General features: G+C 76.0%; 9 protein-coding genes. 5 read left to right on the top strand and 4 right to left on the bottom strand.

The annotated features are described in order from the left end of the window. Nucleotides 1-246: 246 nt before the first annotated feature. From ABZ128_RS32945 to ABZ128_RS32935, 3 genes are read right to left on the bottom strand one after another with little or no spacing between them, the layout of a single operon-like run. Nucleotides 247-1119 (bottom strand): biotin-dependent carboxyltransferase family protein, encoded by an 873-nt coding sequence (locus ABZ128_RS32945; RefSeq protein ID WP_356853266.1) that lies wholly within the window; start codon nt 1117-1119, stop codon nt 247-249. Then, nucleotides 1116-1727 carry an allophanate hydrolase subunit 1 gene (locus tag ABZ128_RS32940; RefSeq protein ID WP_356853264.1) on the bottom strand — a complete coding sequence of 204 codons (612 nt, stop codon included), beginning with the start codon at nt 1725-1727 and terminating at the stop codon, nt 1116-1118. Before ABZ128_RS32940 ends, ABZ128_RS32945 begins: the two co-directional genes overlap by 4 nt. Continuing rightward, on the bottom strand, nt 1724-2503 hold the full coding sequence (locus ABZ128_RS32935) for a 5-oxoprolinase subunit PxpA (RefSeq protein WP_356853262.1): 780 nt from the start codon (nt 2501-2503) through the stop codon (nt 1724-1726). The genes ABZ128_RS32940 and ABZ128_RS32935 overlap by 4 nt, the downstream gene beginning before the upstream one ends. 129 nt (nt 2504-2632) lie before the next feature. On the opposite strand from ABZ128_RS32935, the gene ABZ128_RS32930 reads away from it, so the two are divergent. The 3 genes from ABZ128_RS32930 (at nt 2633) to ABZ128_RS32920 (ending at nt 9964) form a co-directional block, all read left to right on the top strand. After that, nucleotides 2633-4138, top strand: coding sequence for a hypothetical protein (locus ABZ128_RS32930; protein WP_356853260.1), 1506 nt, complete (start codon nt 2633-2635; stop codon nt 4136-4138). Between the two features lie 133 nt (nt 4139-4271). After that, nucleotides 4272-5174 (top strand): hypothetical protein, encoded by a 903-nt coding sequence (locus ABZ128_RS32925; protein ID WP_356853259.1) that lies wholly within the window; start codon nt 4272-4274, stop codon nt 5172-5174. Nucleotides 5175-5221: 47 nt separating this feature from the next. Next, on the top strand, nt 5222-9964 hold the full coding sequence (locus tag ABZ128_RS32920; protein WP_356853257.1) for a hypothetical protein: 4743 nt from the start codon (nt 5222-5224) through the stop codon (nt 9962-9964). A 97-nt stretch (nt 9965-10061) separates the two neighbouring features. Here the strand turns inward: ABZ128_RS32920 and ABZ128_RS32915 are convergent, their stop codons facing one another. After that, nucleotides 10062-10550, bottom strand: coding sequence for a hypothetical protein (locus ABZ128_RS32915; protein ID WP_356853256.1), 489 nt, complete (start codon nt 10548-10550; stop codon nt 10062-10064). Nucleotides 10551-10897: 347 nt separating this feature from the next. Here ABZ128_RS32915 and ABZ128_RS32910 point away from each other — a divergent pair, with 347 nt between their 5' ends. Both ABZ128_RS32910 and ABZ128_RS32905 read left to right on the top strand, forming a co-directional pair. Then, nucleotides 10898-13684, top strand: coding sequence for a nitrate- and nitrite sensing domain-containing protein (locus ABZ128_RS32910; protein WP_356853254.1), 2787 nt, complete (start codon nt 10898-10900; stop codon nt 13682-13684). Continuing rightward, nucleotides 13681-14118: a roadblock/LC7 domain-containing protein gene (locus tag ABZ128_RS32905; protein ID WP_356853253.1), complete on the top strand. Its 438-nt coding sequence runs from the start codon at nt 13681-13683 to the stop codon at nt 14116-14118. Before ABZ128_RS32910 ends, ABZ128_RS32905 begins: the two co-directional genes overlap by 4 nt. Nucleotides 14119-14123 lie beyond the last annotated feature (5 nt).

The raw sequence follows: 14123 nt of genomic DNA, 5'->3' as shown, positions 1-14123 counted from the left end.
GGCAGTCTTTGTCTTTCCGGGGCGGGCCGGGCGGTCAAGGGTGGCCGAAGGCCATCGCGAAGCGACGCGACGACGAGGAACGAGGAGGAGCGCCCTTGACGGGCCGGCACGACACGGAAGGACAGTGGACTGACGGGACGCCCCCGGACCCCCTCCGACCCCGCCCCTGGGCATCCCGCCCCCGAAGCCCCCGCCCCGCCTACCGCCCCCTCCCGCCGCGGCCCCCACCCCCACCCCCCCCCGCTCTCAAACCGCTCCCGCGCCCACGAAGCGCACCGCCGTCCCCGGCCTTGCCTGGGCTGCGGCGTCGAGGGCCGGGCCCGGGGGGACCACGCCGATCACCGGGTAGCCGCCCGTCACCGGGTGGTCCGCGAGGAACACCACCGGGAGGCCGTCCGGGGGGACTTGGACCGCGCCCAGGACCATGCCCTCGCTCGGGAGTTCCCCCGGGCGGCTCCGGGCCAGCGCCGGGCCCGCCTCCGTGCGCAGCCCGATGCGGTTCGACGCCGGCGACACCCGGTACACCGCACGCCACAGTGCCGCGAGCGACGCCGGCTCGAACCAGTCCGCCCGCGGCCCCGGCCGCAGCGGCAGCACCAGCTCGGCCGGCGGCCCCGGCACCCCCAGCTCGTCCGCCCCGCGCGCCGGATCCGGCCCCGGGGCGCCCACGGGCAGCACCATGCCGCCCGTCAGCACCGGCGGCCCCAGCCCCGACAGCAGGTCCCGCGAGCGGCTGCCCAGCACCGGCGGCACGGCCAGGCCGCCCCGCACCGCCACATAGCTGCGCACGCCCGACTCCGCCCGGCCGACCTCCAGCTCCGCCCCGGCCCGGAGCCGGACCGGGGCTCCCCAGGCCGCCGGGCGGCCCGACACCCGTACCGCGCAGGGCGCACCCGTGACCGCCACCGTCAGCGGGGACAGTGCGCGCAGGGCGACCCCGTCGAGGGTGGTCTCCAGGGCCGCGGCCTGCGCGGGGTTGCCCAGCAGCCGGTTGGCCAGCGCGTGCGCCGCCGTGTCCAGGGCGCCGGAGCGGGGCACCCCCAGGTGGGCGTGGCCCGGCCGCCCCTGGTCCTGGACGGTGGTCAGCGCCCCGGGCCGTACGACCTCCAGCGCCCTCACCGGCCCGCCTCCTCGAACCGCACCCGTACCCCCGGCGCGAACAGCGCCGCCGGTTCCCGGTCCGGGTCCCACAGGACCGCGTCGGTGGTCCCGACCAGCTGCCAGCCGCCGGGGGAGGAGCGCGGGTACACCCCCGCGTATTCGCCCGCGAGCGCCAGCGAGCCCGCCGGGACGGCGGTGCGCGGGGTGGCCCGCCGGGGCAGGTGGAAGCGTTCCGGAAGTCCCGTCAGGTAGCCGAACCCGGGGGCGAACCCGCAGAACGCCACCCGGAAGACGATGCCGCCGAGGATGCCCGGCACCTCCTCGGCCCCCACCCCCCACCTGCGGGCCACCTCCGCCAGGTCCGGCCCGTCGTAGCGGACCGGCACGGCGACGAGCGGCCCCTCGGTCTCGGCGAGCGGTGCCACCTCCCAGCGCGCCATCCGCTGCGCCAGTGCGCCCGGCTCCCGTACGCCGTCCAGCAGCACCGTGCGCGCCGCCGGCACGATGTCCCGTACGGGTCCGAGCTCCGCCCGGCGCCGCTCCAGCTCCGCGTGCCAGGCGGCCACCTCGGCGGCCGAGTCGAGCTCGATCAGCAGCGCCTCGCCGCCCACCAGGAGCGGCCTCACGCGAAGGCCTCCACCCGGACCCCGGCCGCGCCCAGCGCCTCCCGTACCCGGCGGGCGAGCAGCGCCGCCCCCGGGGTGTCCCCGTGCACGCACAGGGACCGCGCCGCCACCGCCACCCGGGAGCCGTCGGCGGCGGTCACCGCGCCCTCGGCGGCCATGGCGACCGCCCGGGCGACCACGGCGTCCGCATCGTCCAGCACCGCCCCGGGCTCACCGCGGGGTACGAGCGTGCCCGCCGGGGTGTAGGCCCGGTCGGCGAACGCCTCCGGCACGGCCGTCAGCCCCGCCGCCTCGGCGGCCGCCAGCAGCACCGACCCGGGCAGCCCCAGGACCGGCAGGTCACCGGTCCCGGCCGCCGTCCGCACGCCGGCGACGACGGCCCCCGCCTGCTCGGTGTCGTGCACGGTGCGGTTGTACAGCGCGCCGTGCGGTTTCACGTACGACACCCGGGAGCCGGCGGCCCGTGCGAACACCTCCAGCGCCCCGATCTGGTACGCCACCTCGTCCGCCAGCTCACCGGCCGGCACGTCCATGGCGCGCCGTCCGAAGCCCGCCAGGTCGCGGTAGGACACCTGGGCGCCGATCCGTACCCCGCGCCGCGCCGCCAGCTCGCAGACCCGGCGCATGGTGGACGGGTCGCCGGCGTGGAATCCGCAGGCGACGTTGGCGCTCGTGACGACGGACAGCAGCGCCTCGTCGTCCGTCAGCGTCCAGCGTCCGAAACCCTCACCGAGGTCGGCGTTGAGGTCGATCAGAGGTGTGATCATGGGAGCCATGCGGTGAGCGTAGAACAGCGCGCGCGCCGCGCCCCCGCGCGGCGGGGTCCGCCGGGGGCCGGCCCGGGACCGATCCGGCCGAACCATGCCGTTTGGGATGTTGTCCGTGACAGCGCCTAGTCTTTGTCCGTGACTCTCCCTGCCCCGGCGAAGACCCTCCCGTCCCCGGCGCCGGGCCCGGCCGCCGACGAGGGCCTGGCCCGGCGGCTGCGCGCGCTCGCCTGCACCGCCCCGCTGCACGACCTCGACGTACGCAAGGCCAATCTCGCCGGCGAGTACGGGATCTACGCGATGGCCGAGGTCGCGCTCGCCGCGATCGACCTGGTCACGCTCACCATGGACTTCGACACGGGCGCCGACCACGAGCAGATCGTCGCCAGGCTGCTCCCGCGCGTCGCCGCGCAGGCGCCGGCCCGCCCGGCGGCCGAGCACGAGCGGGTGGCCCGCTGGGTCCTGGAGAACCTGATCAACGTCGGCAGCGTCGACCGGGGCTTCCGCGCGATCTACGGCACGTTCGGCCCCGACGGGGTCTACGTCCGCCGCGACTACGACTTCAAGCTGATCGAGGAAGTCCCCGGGTACGGGGGCGCGGTGTACCTGCGCACGACCGACGAGGCCGTCAACGTCCTGGTCGGCGCCCTCGACACCGACGTGACCAGCGCGCAGATCGCGGCCGAGGTGAAGCTGGAGGTCCTGATCAGCCGGGGGCGGCTGGCGGACGCCCAGCTGGCCGCCGAGCAGGCCCGCTACCGCACCGTGCAGTACGCCGAGACCCTGCGCCGTACGTTGGACGCGACGCGGCGGAACGTCCGGGCGGTGGACTGGCTGCAGTCCGTGCCCGACATGATCGAGGAGGCGCTCGACCACGTCGCCGACCGCTACCGCCACGAGAACGCGATCCTGACCAACATCCGCAAGGCCCGCGACGAGGCAGTGGAGCCCGAGAACAAGCGGCGCGCCGCCGAGCTGGTCGACATCGTCAAGGACTGCATCCGCCGCCACACCCAGCTCCAGTCCAGGCTGCTGGACGCCGGCCCGCTCTTCCGCGCCGAACAGGACCGCCAGGCCTTCGCCGCCCCGGCAGGGCGTACCGGCATCGACCTCTACGGCCAACTGGTCGCCCCCGTCCTGCCGTTGCCGCTCGCCGACGCCACCCGTGTCACCGACGCCTTCTTCGCCCGGGGCACGGGGCTGCGCACGCCCGTCTCCGTGCGGGTCGCCGACCTGGTGGAGATACTCCTGACCCCGCCGGTGGAGCGGGAGCACCTCGGCGCGGAGATGCCGGAGCCGGACCTGATCGCCACCCCGGACGACAGCCGCTTCAGCGAGGAGCAGCTCGCCGCCGCGATGGAACTGCTGGACCTCCCGCACGACGCGCCGCGCCGCCTGTCCGGACTGCTGGCCGAGGCCCGGCGCACGGACCCGGACCTGCCGTACCTGGTCGCCCTGCTCGCGGTGCACGCGGCGAGCCCCGCGGTGGGCACGGCCTACCGCCAGGGCGAGGAGCGGCTGCTGTTCGCGGTGGACGACGGCACCACGCTCGACGACCCCGAATTCGGCGGCGCGGACCTGATCGTCGGCACCGCCCTGCTGGACGCGGCGGCGATGACCGCGGACCGCACGGAGGCCTCATGACCTGCGGCAGACCGGCCGCCCGGCAGCGCCGGGCCGACCCCGGCGCAGTCGCAGCGGGCGCCCACCGCCCCTGCACCCGAGTCCACGTCCGTATCCGTACCCGCAGTACCCGTAGCGTCGAGGAGATCCACCCGTGAGCGACCACCACGCCGAGCACCCCGCGTGGAGCGAGGCCGACACGGCGCCGTCCCCGGTCGCGCCCGCGCACGGCCCGGGCGTCACCCCCGCCGACGCCGCCGACGCGGCCCGGCTCGTCGCCTTCGGGCTGCAGCCCAAGCTGCTCCCTACCCGCGACGCCCAGTACACCGAGCTGCTGCGACGCTACCGCGAGGACCCCGCCTTCGGGCGGCTCGCCGACGCCGTCGCCACCGGCCTCGGGCTCGTCGTCCTGGAGGTCTCGCCCCGCGCGGGGATGGCCGTGGCCGCCGGAGAGGACTCCGTGTTCGCCGTGCGGATGGGCGACTACGCCCGGCGCACCACCGCCGACTCCGCCGACCGGTTCCTGCACGGCCTGGCCCACCTCGCCCTCGCCGCCCTCGCCTTCCCCCGCCCCGAGGACCTCGCCGACGACGCCTACATCGGCCGCGTCACCGTCAACGGGGTCGACGCCTTCGTCCGGCAGGCCTGCCGCCGCCTGGAGGAGCGCGCGGAGGAGCTCGGGGAGAACACCGACCCGGCCACCGACCGCCCCGGCCTGGAGGCCGCCTGGCGCGTCTACGCCCGCCGCAGCGCCACCGGCGCCACCAAGGACGCCCGCCGCCTCGCCGGTTCCACCACCGGCATCGTCGGCAAGGCCGCGGCCTTCCTCACCGACTCCGGCTTCCTCCAGCGCACCGGTGACGACGCCGGAGGCACGTACCGCACCACCCCCCGCTACCAGCTCCAGGTCCGCGACATGGCGGGCAGCGCGGCCATGGCCGAGCTCCTGGACCTCGGCGTGGTCCCCGTCAGCGACGGCTCCGCGAGCCTCCTGCCGCCGCCCGAGGGCGACGACCTGGAGCTCGCCGCCGACGCCGGCCTGCCCTTCCACGCCTGAGCCCCCGTCCCCGTACGACCTACGAAAGACCACGAGAGTCCGCCGCCATGTACGAGCTGTCCCGGATCCGCCTCTACTCCATCGGGCCCGCCGGTGCGCGCTACGCCGACACCGTGCTCGACCTGCGCGGAGTCGGCGAGCCGGTGCCCCACCCGGCGCCCGCGCAGGCGGAGTTCTTCGAGGACGAGCCCACCGGCCCGCCGCGCCGGCCCGCACCCGCCGGTGTGCTCTTCCTGGAGAACGGCGGCGGCAAGTCCGTCCTGCTCAAGCTGATCTTCTCGGTGATGCTGCCCGGCCACCGCAACACCCTCGGCGGCGCCAGCTCCGGCGTGCTGCGCAAGTTCCTCCTCGCCGACGACTGCGGCCACGTCGCGCTGGAATGGCAGCACACCCAGACCGGCGAGTGCGTGGTCGTCGGCAAGGTCAGCGAATGGCGCGGCCGCCAGGTCTCCAACGACCCGCGGAAGTTCGCCGAGGCCTGGTACTCCTTCCGGCCCGGGCCCGGGCTGAGCCTGGACAACCTGCCCGTCGCCGAGGCCACCGCCGTCCGCCCGCCCGTCGAGGGCGCCTCCGGCGCCCAGGGCCGGCGCCGCACGATGAAGGGCTTCCGCGACGCCCTCACCGAGGCCGGCAAGGCCTACCCGCACCTTGAGGTGTACTTCGAGGAGATCCACGACCGCTGGAACGAGCACCTCACCGAACTCGGCCTCGACCCCGAACTCTTCCGCTACCAGCGCGAGATGAACGCCGACGAGGGCGAGGCCGCGGGCCTCTTCGCGGTCAAGAAGGACTCCGACTTCACCGACCTGCTGCTGCGCGCCGTCACCGACACCCGCGACACCGACGGCCTCGCCGACCTGGTCCACGGCTTCGGCAACAAGCTCGGCCGCCGCTCCGAACTCATGGCCGAACGGGACTTCACCGCCGGCTCCGTCGACCTCCTCACCAAGATCGTCGAGGCCGCCGAGACCCGCTCCCGGCTGCGCGACGTCCATGCGGGCGCCGAACGCCGCACCCGTACCCTGGCCCGCCGGCTGTCCGCGCGCGCCGCCGAGGAGCGGGGGCGCGCGGCCGATCTCGCCGAGCGGGTCACCGCCGCCGCCCACGCCGTGACCGCCGCCGAGTCCGCGCGCGCCCGCAGCGCCGCGATCTCCGCCGAACTCGCCTACCGGCACGCCTCCCTGGCCCTGACGGTCGCCGACAAGGCCGCCGCCGCCCAGCGCCGCGAGCTCCTCGAAGCCCGCACCCTGCACTCCGCCTGGCAGGCCGCCGAGACGGTGCTGCGCCACCGCGCCGCCGCCGACCGCTCCGCCCGGGTCGCCGCCGCGATCCTGGAGGCCGAGCGGGACGCCGCCCCGGCCCTGGCCGCGCGCGCCACCGCAGCCGCCGCCCTCGTACGCGCCCTGCACACCGCCGCCGAGGACGGCGAACGCCTCGCCAACGAGGAGGAGGAGCGTTCCGCCGCCCTCCAGGAAGCCGGCGAGGCCGCGCACCGCGACGCCACCGCCGCGGCCACCGCCGCCCAGCGCGCCCGCAGCGAGGCCGAGCACCTGCGGGCGCGGCTGTCCGAGGTCCAGCAGGAGACCGCCGAGGCCGTCCGGGCCGGCTGGCTCGACGACTCGGCGCCCGACGCCGACCCGGCCCGCGCCGCCCTCGCCGCCAGCGACGCCGAGAAGACCGCCGTGGCCGCCTGGGACGAGGCCCGCGAGGCCGCCCGCACCGCGGCCGAAACCGCCCGCGAGGCCGCCGCCGCGGAATCCCGCGCCGAACTCACCGCCGCCCGCGCCGCGGACGCCGCCGACGCGGCCGAAGCCGCCCACCAGGCGGAACACCGCGCGGCGGAGTCCCTCGCCGCGGCCCCCCGCCTCGCCGAGCTCCTGGGCCTCCCGTCGGCCCCGGACACCTTCCTGCCGCACCCGCGCGCAGCCACGCCCGCCGGTACGGCGGCAGCCACCGGTGCCTCCGCGGACGGCTCCGACGACCCCGGCGCGGCCGGGCACCCCGGCACGGCGGCCGCAGCGGCCGGTTCCCGCACCCCGGCTCCCGACGACGCCGGAGGGCTCACCGCCGAGGAACTGGACCGGAACGCCGACGAGCTCCACACCCTGCTCACCGACGGCGTCGCCTCGGCCGAACGCCAGCTGTTCGAGCTGCGCACCGCCGCCGCCGACGACGCCCGGATCCTCGGCGCGCTCGGTGACGGCGGGCTGCTGCCGCCCGGTCCCGACGTCCTGGCCACCGTGGAGTACCTCGGCGAGCACGGGATCCCGGCCCTGCCCGGCTGGCGCTACCTCGCCCAGTCCGTGGACCCCGCCGACCACGCCGCGGTCCTCGCCGCCCGCCCCGAACTGGTCGACGGCGTGGTCATCACCGACCCCGACACCCACGCCCGGGCCCGCGACGTCCTGTCCGGCGCAGCCCTGCTGCCCCGCTCGACCGTCGCCGTCGGCACGGCCGCCGCCCTGCTGGCACCCGTGCCCCCCGCCGGCGGCGACGCCACGGGCGCCTCCGGCATCTTCATCGTCCCGCCGAACCCGGCCATGCACGACGAGCACGCCGCCGACGAGGAACGCCAGGCGCTGCGCAGCCGCGCCACCGCCCGCGACACCGAGATCCGGGACCTGGCCGCCAGGCTCGCCGGGGACCGCGAACTCGCCGCCCGGCTCGCCTCCTGGCGCACCGGCTGCCCGCCCGGCCGGCTCACCGAGCTCGCCCGGCAGGCCGAGGCCGCCCGCGCCTTTGCCGAAGAGGCCGACGCCGAACTCGCGGAGGCCCGTACCGTACGCGCCGAGGCCGACGAGGCCGCCGCCGACGCGGCCCGCGTCCGCGACGAACGCCAGGACACCGCCCAGCGCGCCCGCCGGGCCGCCGACGCCTTGGCCGGCCTCGCCTTCCGGCTGCGCGAACGCGCCGGCTGGCAGGCCAAGGTCCGCGAACTCGCCGACGAGGCCACCGAGTCCGAGGCCCGCGCCGAGGCCTGCCTGGCCCGGGCCCGCGCCGCGGACGAGGACCGCCGGGCCGCCCAGCGCGCCGCCGACGACGCCCGCCGCACCGCCCGCGCCCTGCGCGCCGAACGCGCCGAGATCGCCGGCGCCCCCGAGGCCCTCCCCGAGGAGGACGCCGCGCCCAAGGCACCCCTGCCCGACCTGCGCGAGGCATACCGGGCCGCCTCCCAGCTCTACGAGAAGGTCGGCGTCGGCGCCGACCTGCGCGCCGAGCAGGCCCGCGCCGAGAGCGACGAGAGCGCCGCCCTCGCCGAACTCGACCGCCTCACCAACAAGGTCCGCACCCGCGCCGCCCAGCTCCTCGAAGGCACCGACGGAGCCGACGGCCCCTCCCGGCAGGCCGCCGCCGCCCGCGCCGAAGCCCTCGTGCAGATGCTGGAGACCCGCGCGTCGGCCGCCAGCGAGCAGCTCGGCCGGCTGCGCGGCGAGGCCGAACGGCACGCCCCGACCGAGGGCGAGGCCCACACCGAGCTCCCCGAGGAACTCCTCCCCGCGGACGTCGAGCACGCCCAGGCCCTGCTGCGCACCGCCACCGCACAGCTGGCCGCCCACACCGCCGCCGTCGAGACCGCCCGCGCCGCACACGCCGACCTGCTGCGGGCCCACCGCACCGCCGAGGACGGCGCCGGCGGCTTCGACGAGACCGCCGCGATGCTGCGGGACCTGCTCCGCGACCACGCCCACCAGGACGACGAACAGGAGCCGGCGGCCCACCCGGGCACGCTGGAAGAGGCCCGCCAGTCCGCCGCCGAGGCCCGCCGCTCCCTGCGCGGCTGCGCCGCCGACCTCTCGGCCGCCGAAGCCGCCGTGCGCGAGTCCTGCGACATCCTGGTCCGGCACGCGAACGCCACCCGCTACGAGCAGGTACGCACCCCGGCGCGCCAGCAGATCCGCGAACTGCCGGCCTCCGCCCTGCCCGAGCACGCGGCGGCCTGGGCCGCGGCCTTCGCCCCGCGGCTGCGCGTCCTCACCGACGAACTGGCCCAGCTGGAACGCAACCGCGACAGCATCGTCGACCGGCTGCGCGGACTCGTCGAGTCCGCCCTGGCCACCCTCCGCTCCGCCCAGCGGCTCTCCCAGCTCCCCGAGGGGCTGGGGGAGTGGTCGGGGCAGGAGTTCCTGCGCATCCGCTTCGAAGAGCCCGACCAGGCGACCCTGACCGAGCGGCTCGGCGAGGTCATCGACGAGGCGACCCGCACGGCCGTGAAGAAGAACAGCGGCGCCTCCTTCGGCGAGGGCCGCCGCGACGGCATGTCCCTGCTGCTGCGCGGGGTCCAGGCGGCGCTGGAGCCCAAGGGCGTCTCCGTGGAGATCCTCAAGCCGGACGCGGTGCTGCGCGCCGAGCGGGTGCCGGTCGGCCAGATGGGCGACGTGTTCTCCGGCGGGCAGCTGCTGACCGCCGCGATCGCCCTCTACTGCACCATGGCGGCACTGCGCAGCAACGACCGGGGACGGGACCGTCACCGCCACGCGGGCACGCTGTTCCTCGACAACCCCATCGGGCGCGCGAACGCCACGTACCTGCTGGAACTCCAGCGGGCCGTCTCCGACGCGCTCGGTGTCCAGCTGCTCTACACCACCGGCCTGTTCGACACCACGGCGCTCGCGGAATTCCCCCTGGTCATCCGGTTGCGCAACGACGCCGACCTGCGGGCGGGGCTGAAGTACATCAGCGTCGAGGAGCACCTGCGCCCGGGGCTGCCCCAGCCGTCCGCGGAGGAGGACACCATCCACGGCGAGATCACGGCGACCCGCATGTTCCGCCGCTCCACGACCGTCTCCTGACGACGGCCGCCGACGGACCACCCGCTCGCCCCCGGCCGGAGGCCGGCGGCCCGCCTGCCCCGGGCCGCCGGCGCCGGCCCGTCCGGCGCCGGCCCGCCTACCCGCGTCCCGAGGTCGCCTGGTAGTGGCGGTCGCCGGCGGCCGACGGCCAGGCAGCCACCCGGCCGCCCCCGGCGGGCCGCCGTATTCGGCCCGCCGGACCGGGCTGCGCCGCGGCCCGTGCCGCCCGGCCGGCCCGGCGCTGCTCGCGCCGCAGCGCCCGCGCCGTGCTGCTCGGCTCCGACACGACCCCGTACCGCTGGTTCCACGTCTGGCGGGTGATCAGCACGTCCAGCACCCCCCAGGTGGCGACCACGGTCGCGGCTATCGCCCCCAGCGCCATCGGCAGGGCCAGCCAGGAGCCGGTCAGCGTGAGAAGGAAGGCGATCGTCGCCTGCGTCAGCGTCACGGCGACGATCAGCACCGCCCGCACCGCCGCCTCACGCACCGGATCCGGCATCCGGCGCCGCTTGGCCGGCTCCACCTGCCACAGCGACCGCCCCACCGAGCCGGCCGTACCGTCGTCCTCGTCCTCGTAGATCCCCATGGTGCACCCCTACCCCTGCGTATCCCCTCGAACAGGTAGACGTTCGGCGTCGTCGGGAGATTCCCGCATCGCGGACTTCTTCTGCGCGGCTACCCGCTCCGGAACGAATAATTCCAGCCATCCGTCCACGTGCGGGAACCGATACCCCACCCAGTGCCATCTGCCACATAACGGGCCGGTCTTGACCGGAAGTGTCGGACAACTCATGATCTACGCCCTGGGGTCCGGCCGAAAACGTCCGGACACGCCTTCGAAGCCGTCCCCCGGCAGTAGTAGGCTCACGCCGTTTAAATGACGGAACACCGACCCCCGCCAACGGGGTTGAGCTGGGGGAGGCTGAGGACGCCATGCGCTTTCGCGGGAAGTCCATCCGCCGGAAGATCGTGGCGTTGCTTCTGGTGCCGCTCGTCTCCCTCACCGCACTGTGGGGCTTCGCCACCGTCATCACCGGCCAGCAGGCCGTCCAACTCCTCGACGTCGCCTACGTCATCGACAAGGTCGGCTACCCCATCGAGGACGTCGTCCGCGTCATCCAGAAGGAACGCCGCCAGACCCTCGTCGTCCTCGGCGACCCCCGGGCCGCCACCGCCACCGCCGAACTCGCCAAGCGCCGCACCGCCACCGACGAACTCGTCGACCGGATCAGCAAGGACGCCAAGGACCCCGAGGTCGTCGACGAGCTGACCCCCGCCACCGCCCAGCGCCTCGACTCCATCCTCGACGCCTTCCACGGCATCGGCGCCCTGCGCCGCTCCGTCGACCAGAACACCCTCGACCCCAGCCAGGCACTGGAGCTCTACAGCCGCCTCGTCGACCCCTGCTACGACTTCCTCATGAACCTCCACGCCCTCCAGGACGTGGAGATGGACAAGCAGGGCCGCGCCCTCGTCGGCATCACCCGCGCCCGCGAGGCGCTCTCCCGCGAGGACGCCGTCATCGCCTCCGCCCTCGCCGCCCGCAACGTGAGCCCGGCCGACGTCCGACGCGTGTCCGACCTCGCCGCCAACCGCGCACTGCTCTACGAGTTCAACCTCGCGATCCTCCCCGCCGCCGAGCGCGACCTGTTCGAGCAGTACTGGGCCGGCCCGGACACCAAGCCGCTGCGCGACGCCGAGGAACGATTCATCGCCGGCGGCCCCGGCAAGAATCCGCGTCTCACCGCGGCCCAGTGGGACGAGGCCGCCAACAAGGTCCTCGACGAGGTCGCCGCCATGGGCACCGCCGCCGGCGACCGCTACCAAAAGCGCGTCGAGCCCGTCGCCATGAAGGTCCTGCTCCAGGCCGCCGTCGCCGGCATCCTCGGCTTCATCGCGCTCGTCGTCTCCCTCGTGCTGTCCGTGCGCATCGGCCGCGACCTGGTCCGCGACCTGTCCCGGCTCCGCAAGGAGGCCCACGAGGTCTCCGGAGTCCGGCTGCCCGCGGTCATGCGCCGCCTCGCGGCCGGCGAACACGTCGACGTCGAGACCGAGGCCCCCCGCCTGGAGTACGAGAAGGACGAGGTCGGCCAGGTCGGCCTGGCCCTCAACACCCTCCAGCGCGCCGCCGTCGAGGCCGCCGTCAAGCAGGCCGAGCTGCGCCGGGGCGTCTCCGAGGTCTTCGTGAACCTGGCCCGCCGCAACCAGGTGCTGCTGCACCGCCAGCTGACCCTGCTCGACACCATGGAGCGGCGCACCGAGGACACCGAGGAACTCGCCGATCTCTTCCGCCTCGACCACATGACCACCCGCATGCGCCGTCACGCCGAGGGCCTGGTGATCCTCTCCGGCGCCGCCCCCTCCCGCCAGTGGCGCAAGCCCGTGCAGCTGATGGACGTCGTGCGGGCCGCCGTCGCCGAGGTCGAGGACTACGAGCGCATCGAGGTACGCCGCCTGCCGCGCCTCGGCATCGCCGGCCCCGCCGTCGCCGACGTCACCCACCTCGTGGCCGAACTCCTGGAGAACGCCACCGTGTTCTCCCCGCCGCACACCGCCGTCCAGGTGCACGGCGAGCGCGTCGCCAACGGCTTCACCCTGGAGATCCACGACCGCGGCCTCGGCATGAACCCGGAGGCCCTGCTCGACGCCAACCTCCGGCTCGCCGAAACCCCCGAGTTCGAGCTCTCCGACACCGACCGGCTGGGCCTGTTCGTCGTCAGCCGCCTCGCGCAGCGCCACGGCGTCAAGGTCGTCCTGCAGCCCAGCCCGTACGGGGGCACCACCGCGGTGGTCTTCCTCCCGGCGGCCCTGCTGACCGAAGCCCCCGAGACCAACGGCAGCGGCCTGCGCCTCGGGGACGGCAAGGGCGCCAGGAACGGCAAGGCCCCGGCCCGCTCCGCCCGCAGCGCCGTGCGGCACGCCGCGGGCGCCCGCCCGCTGCCCGCCTCCGAGCTGCGCGGCCCCGTCGAACTGGAGGCCCCGCTCGGCGTGCTCGGCCTGGACGGCGTCGACGACAGCGCCGCACCCGACGAGGCCGCCCCCGGGATCGCCGGCCTCACCGGCGTCGGCGGCCGCCCGCCCGCCATGGCCACGCTGGACGACGAGACGCCGCCGGGCGGCACCCCGCGCAGCGCCCTGCTCGGCCTGCGCCCGGCCGACCGCCCGCGCCCCGACCGCTCCCACCCGGAGCGCCCGCACACCGACCGCCCGCGCGCCGACCGCGACCGCGAGCGGGAGCCGCTCGCGCCCACCGGCCCGGTGCGCCTGCAGAGCTCCCGCCTGGACACCGCACGCCCGGACGGCCCGCGCGCCCACGGGGCCGTACCGCTCCCGCGCCGCCGGCCCACGCCCACCCTGGTCGCCGACCACGGCCGCCGCGTGGAGCCCCGTCCGGTCACGGCGGTACCGGAGCCCCCGGCGGCCCCCGCCGCCCGGCCCGGCGAGACCCGCACGGCCGAGGGCCCCGGCGGACTGCCCAAGCGCGTCCGCCAGGCCAGCCTGGCGCCCCAGCTTAAGAACGCCCCGGCCCCCGCACCCGCCGAGGCGGCCACCGACCCGGTGCAGGAGCGCGACGCGGAAGACGTACGCACACGCATGTCCGCACTCCAGCGGGGCTGGACGGCGGGCCGCAAGCACCAGGCACAGCAGCAGTCCGAGACCGGAACCGGCACCTCCGCCGCTCCCGGTCCCGCGAACGAGAACGAGGGGGACGGTCGATGACCGCACCGCAGACCGGCAACGACACCAGGGGCCGCGGCTCCGGCCAGCTCAACTGGCTCCTCGACGAGCTCGTCGACCGGGTCGGCAGCATCCGCAAGGCGGTGGTCCTCTCGGGCGACGGCCTGCCCACCGGCAGCTCCAAGGACCTGACCCGGGAGGACAGCGAGCACCTGGCCGCCGTGGCATCCGGCTTCCACAGCCTTGCCAAGGGGGTCGGACGCCACTTCGACTCCGGCAAGGTCCGCCAGACCGTGGTCGAACTCGACGAGGCGTTCCTCTTCGTCATGGCCGCCGGCGACGGCAGCTGCCTGGCCGTGCTCTCCGACGCCGACTCCGACGTCGGGCAGGTCGCGTACGAGATGACCTTGATGGTCAAGCGGGTGGGCGACCACCTGGCGACCGCGCCGCGCTCCGGGCTGCCAGCCGGAGGGTGAGGCGC

This window comes from Streptomyces sp. NPDC006326 (assembly GCF_040612915.1).
GTDB lineage: Bacteria > Actinomycetota > Actinomycetes > Streptomycetales > Streptomycetaceae > Streptomyces.
Note: the sequence above shows the minus strand (reverse complement) of the source record. Positions and strands in the feature narration are given on the sequence as shown.

Bases quoted from the DNA above. Each gene is read 5' to 3' on its own strand.
- ABZ128_RS32935 (WP_356853262.1), bottom strand. From the start codon at position 2,503: ATGGCTCCCATGATCACACCTCTGATCGACCTCAACGCCGACCTCGGT.
- ABZ128_RS32920 (WP_356853257.1), top strand. From the start codon at position 5,222: ATGTACGAGCTGTCCCGGATCCGCCTCTACTCCATCGGGCCCGCCGGT.
- ABZ128_RS32915 (WP_356853256.1), bottom strand. From the start codon at position 10,550: ATGGGGATCTACGAGGACGAGGACGACGGTACGGCCGGCTCGGTGGGG.
- ABZ128_RS32910 (WP_356853254.1), top strand. From the start codon at position 10,898: ATGCGCTTTCGCGGGAAGTCCATCCGCCGGAAGATCGTGGCGTTGCTT.
- ABZ128_RS32905 (WP_356853253.1), top strand. From the start codon at position 13,681: ATGACCGCACCGCAGACCGGCAACGACACCAGGGGCCGCGGCTCCGGC.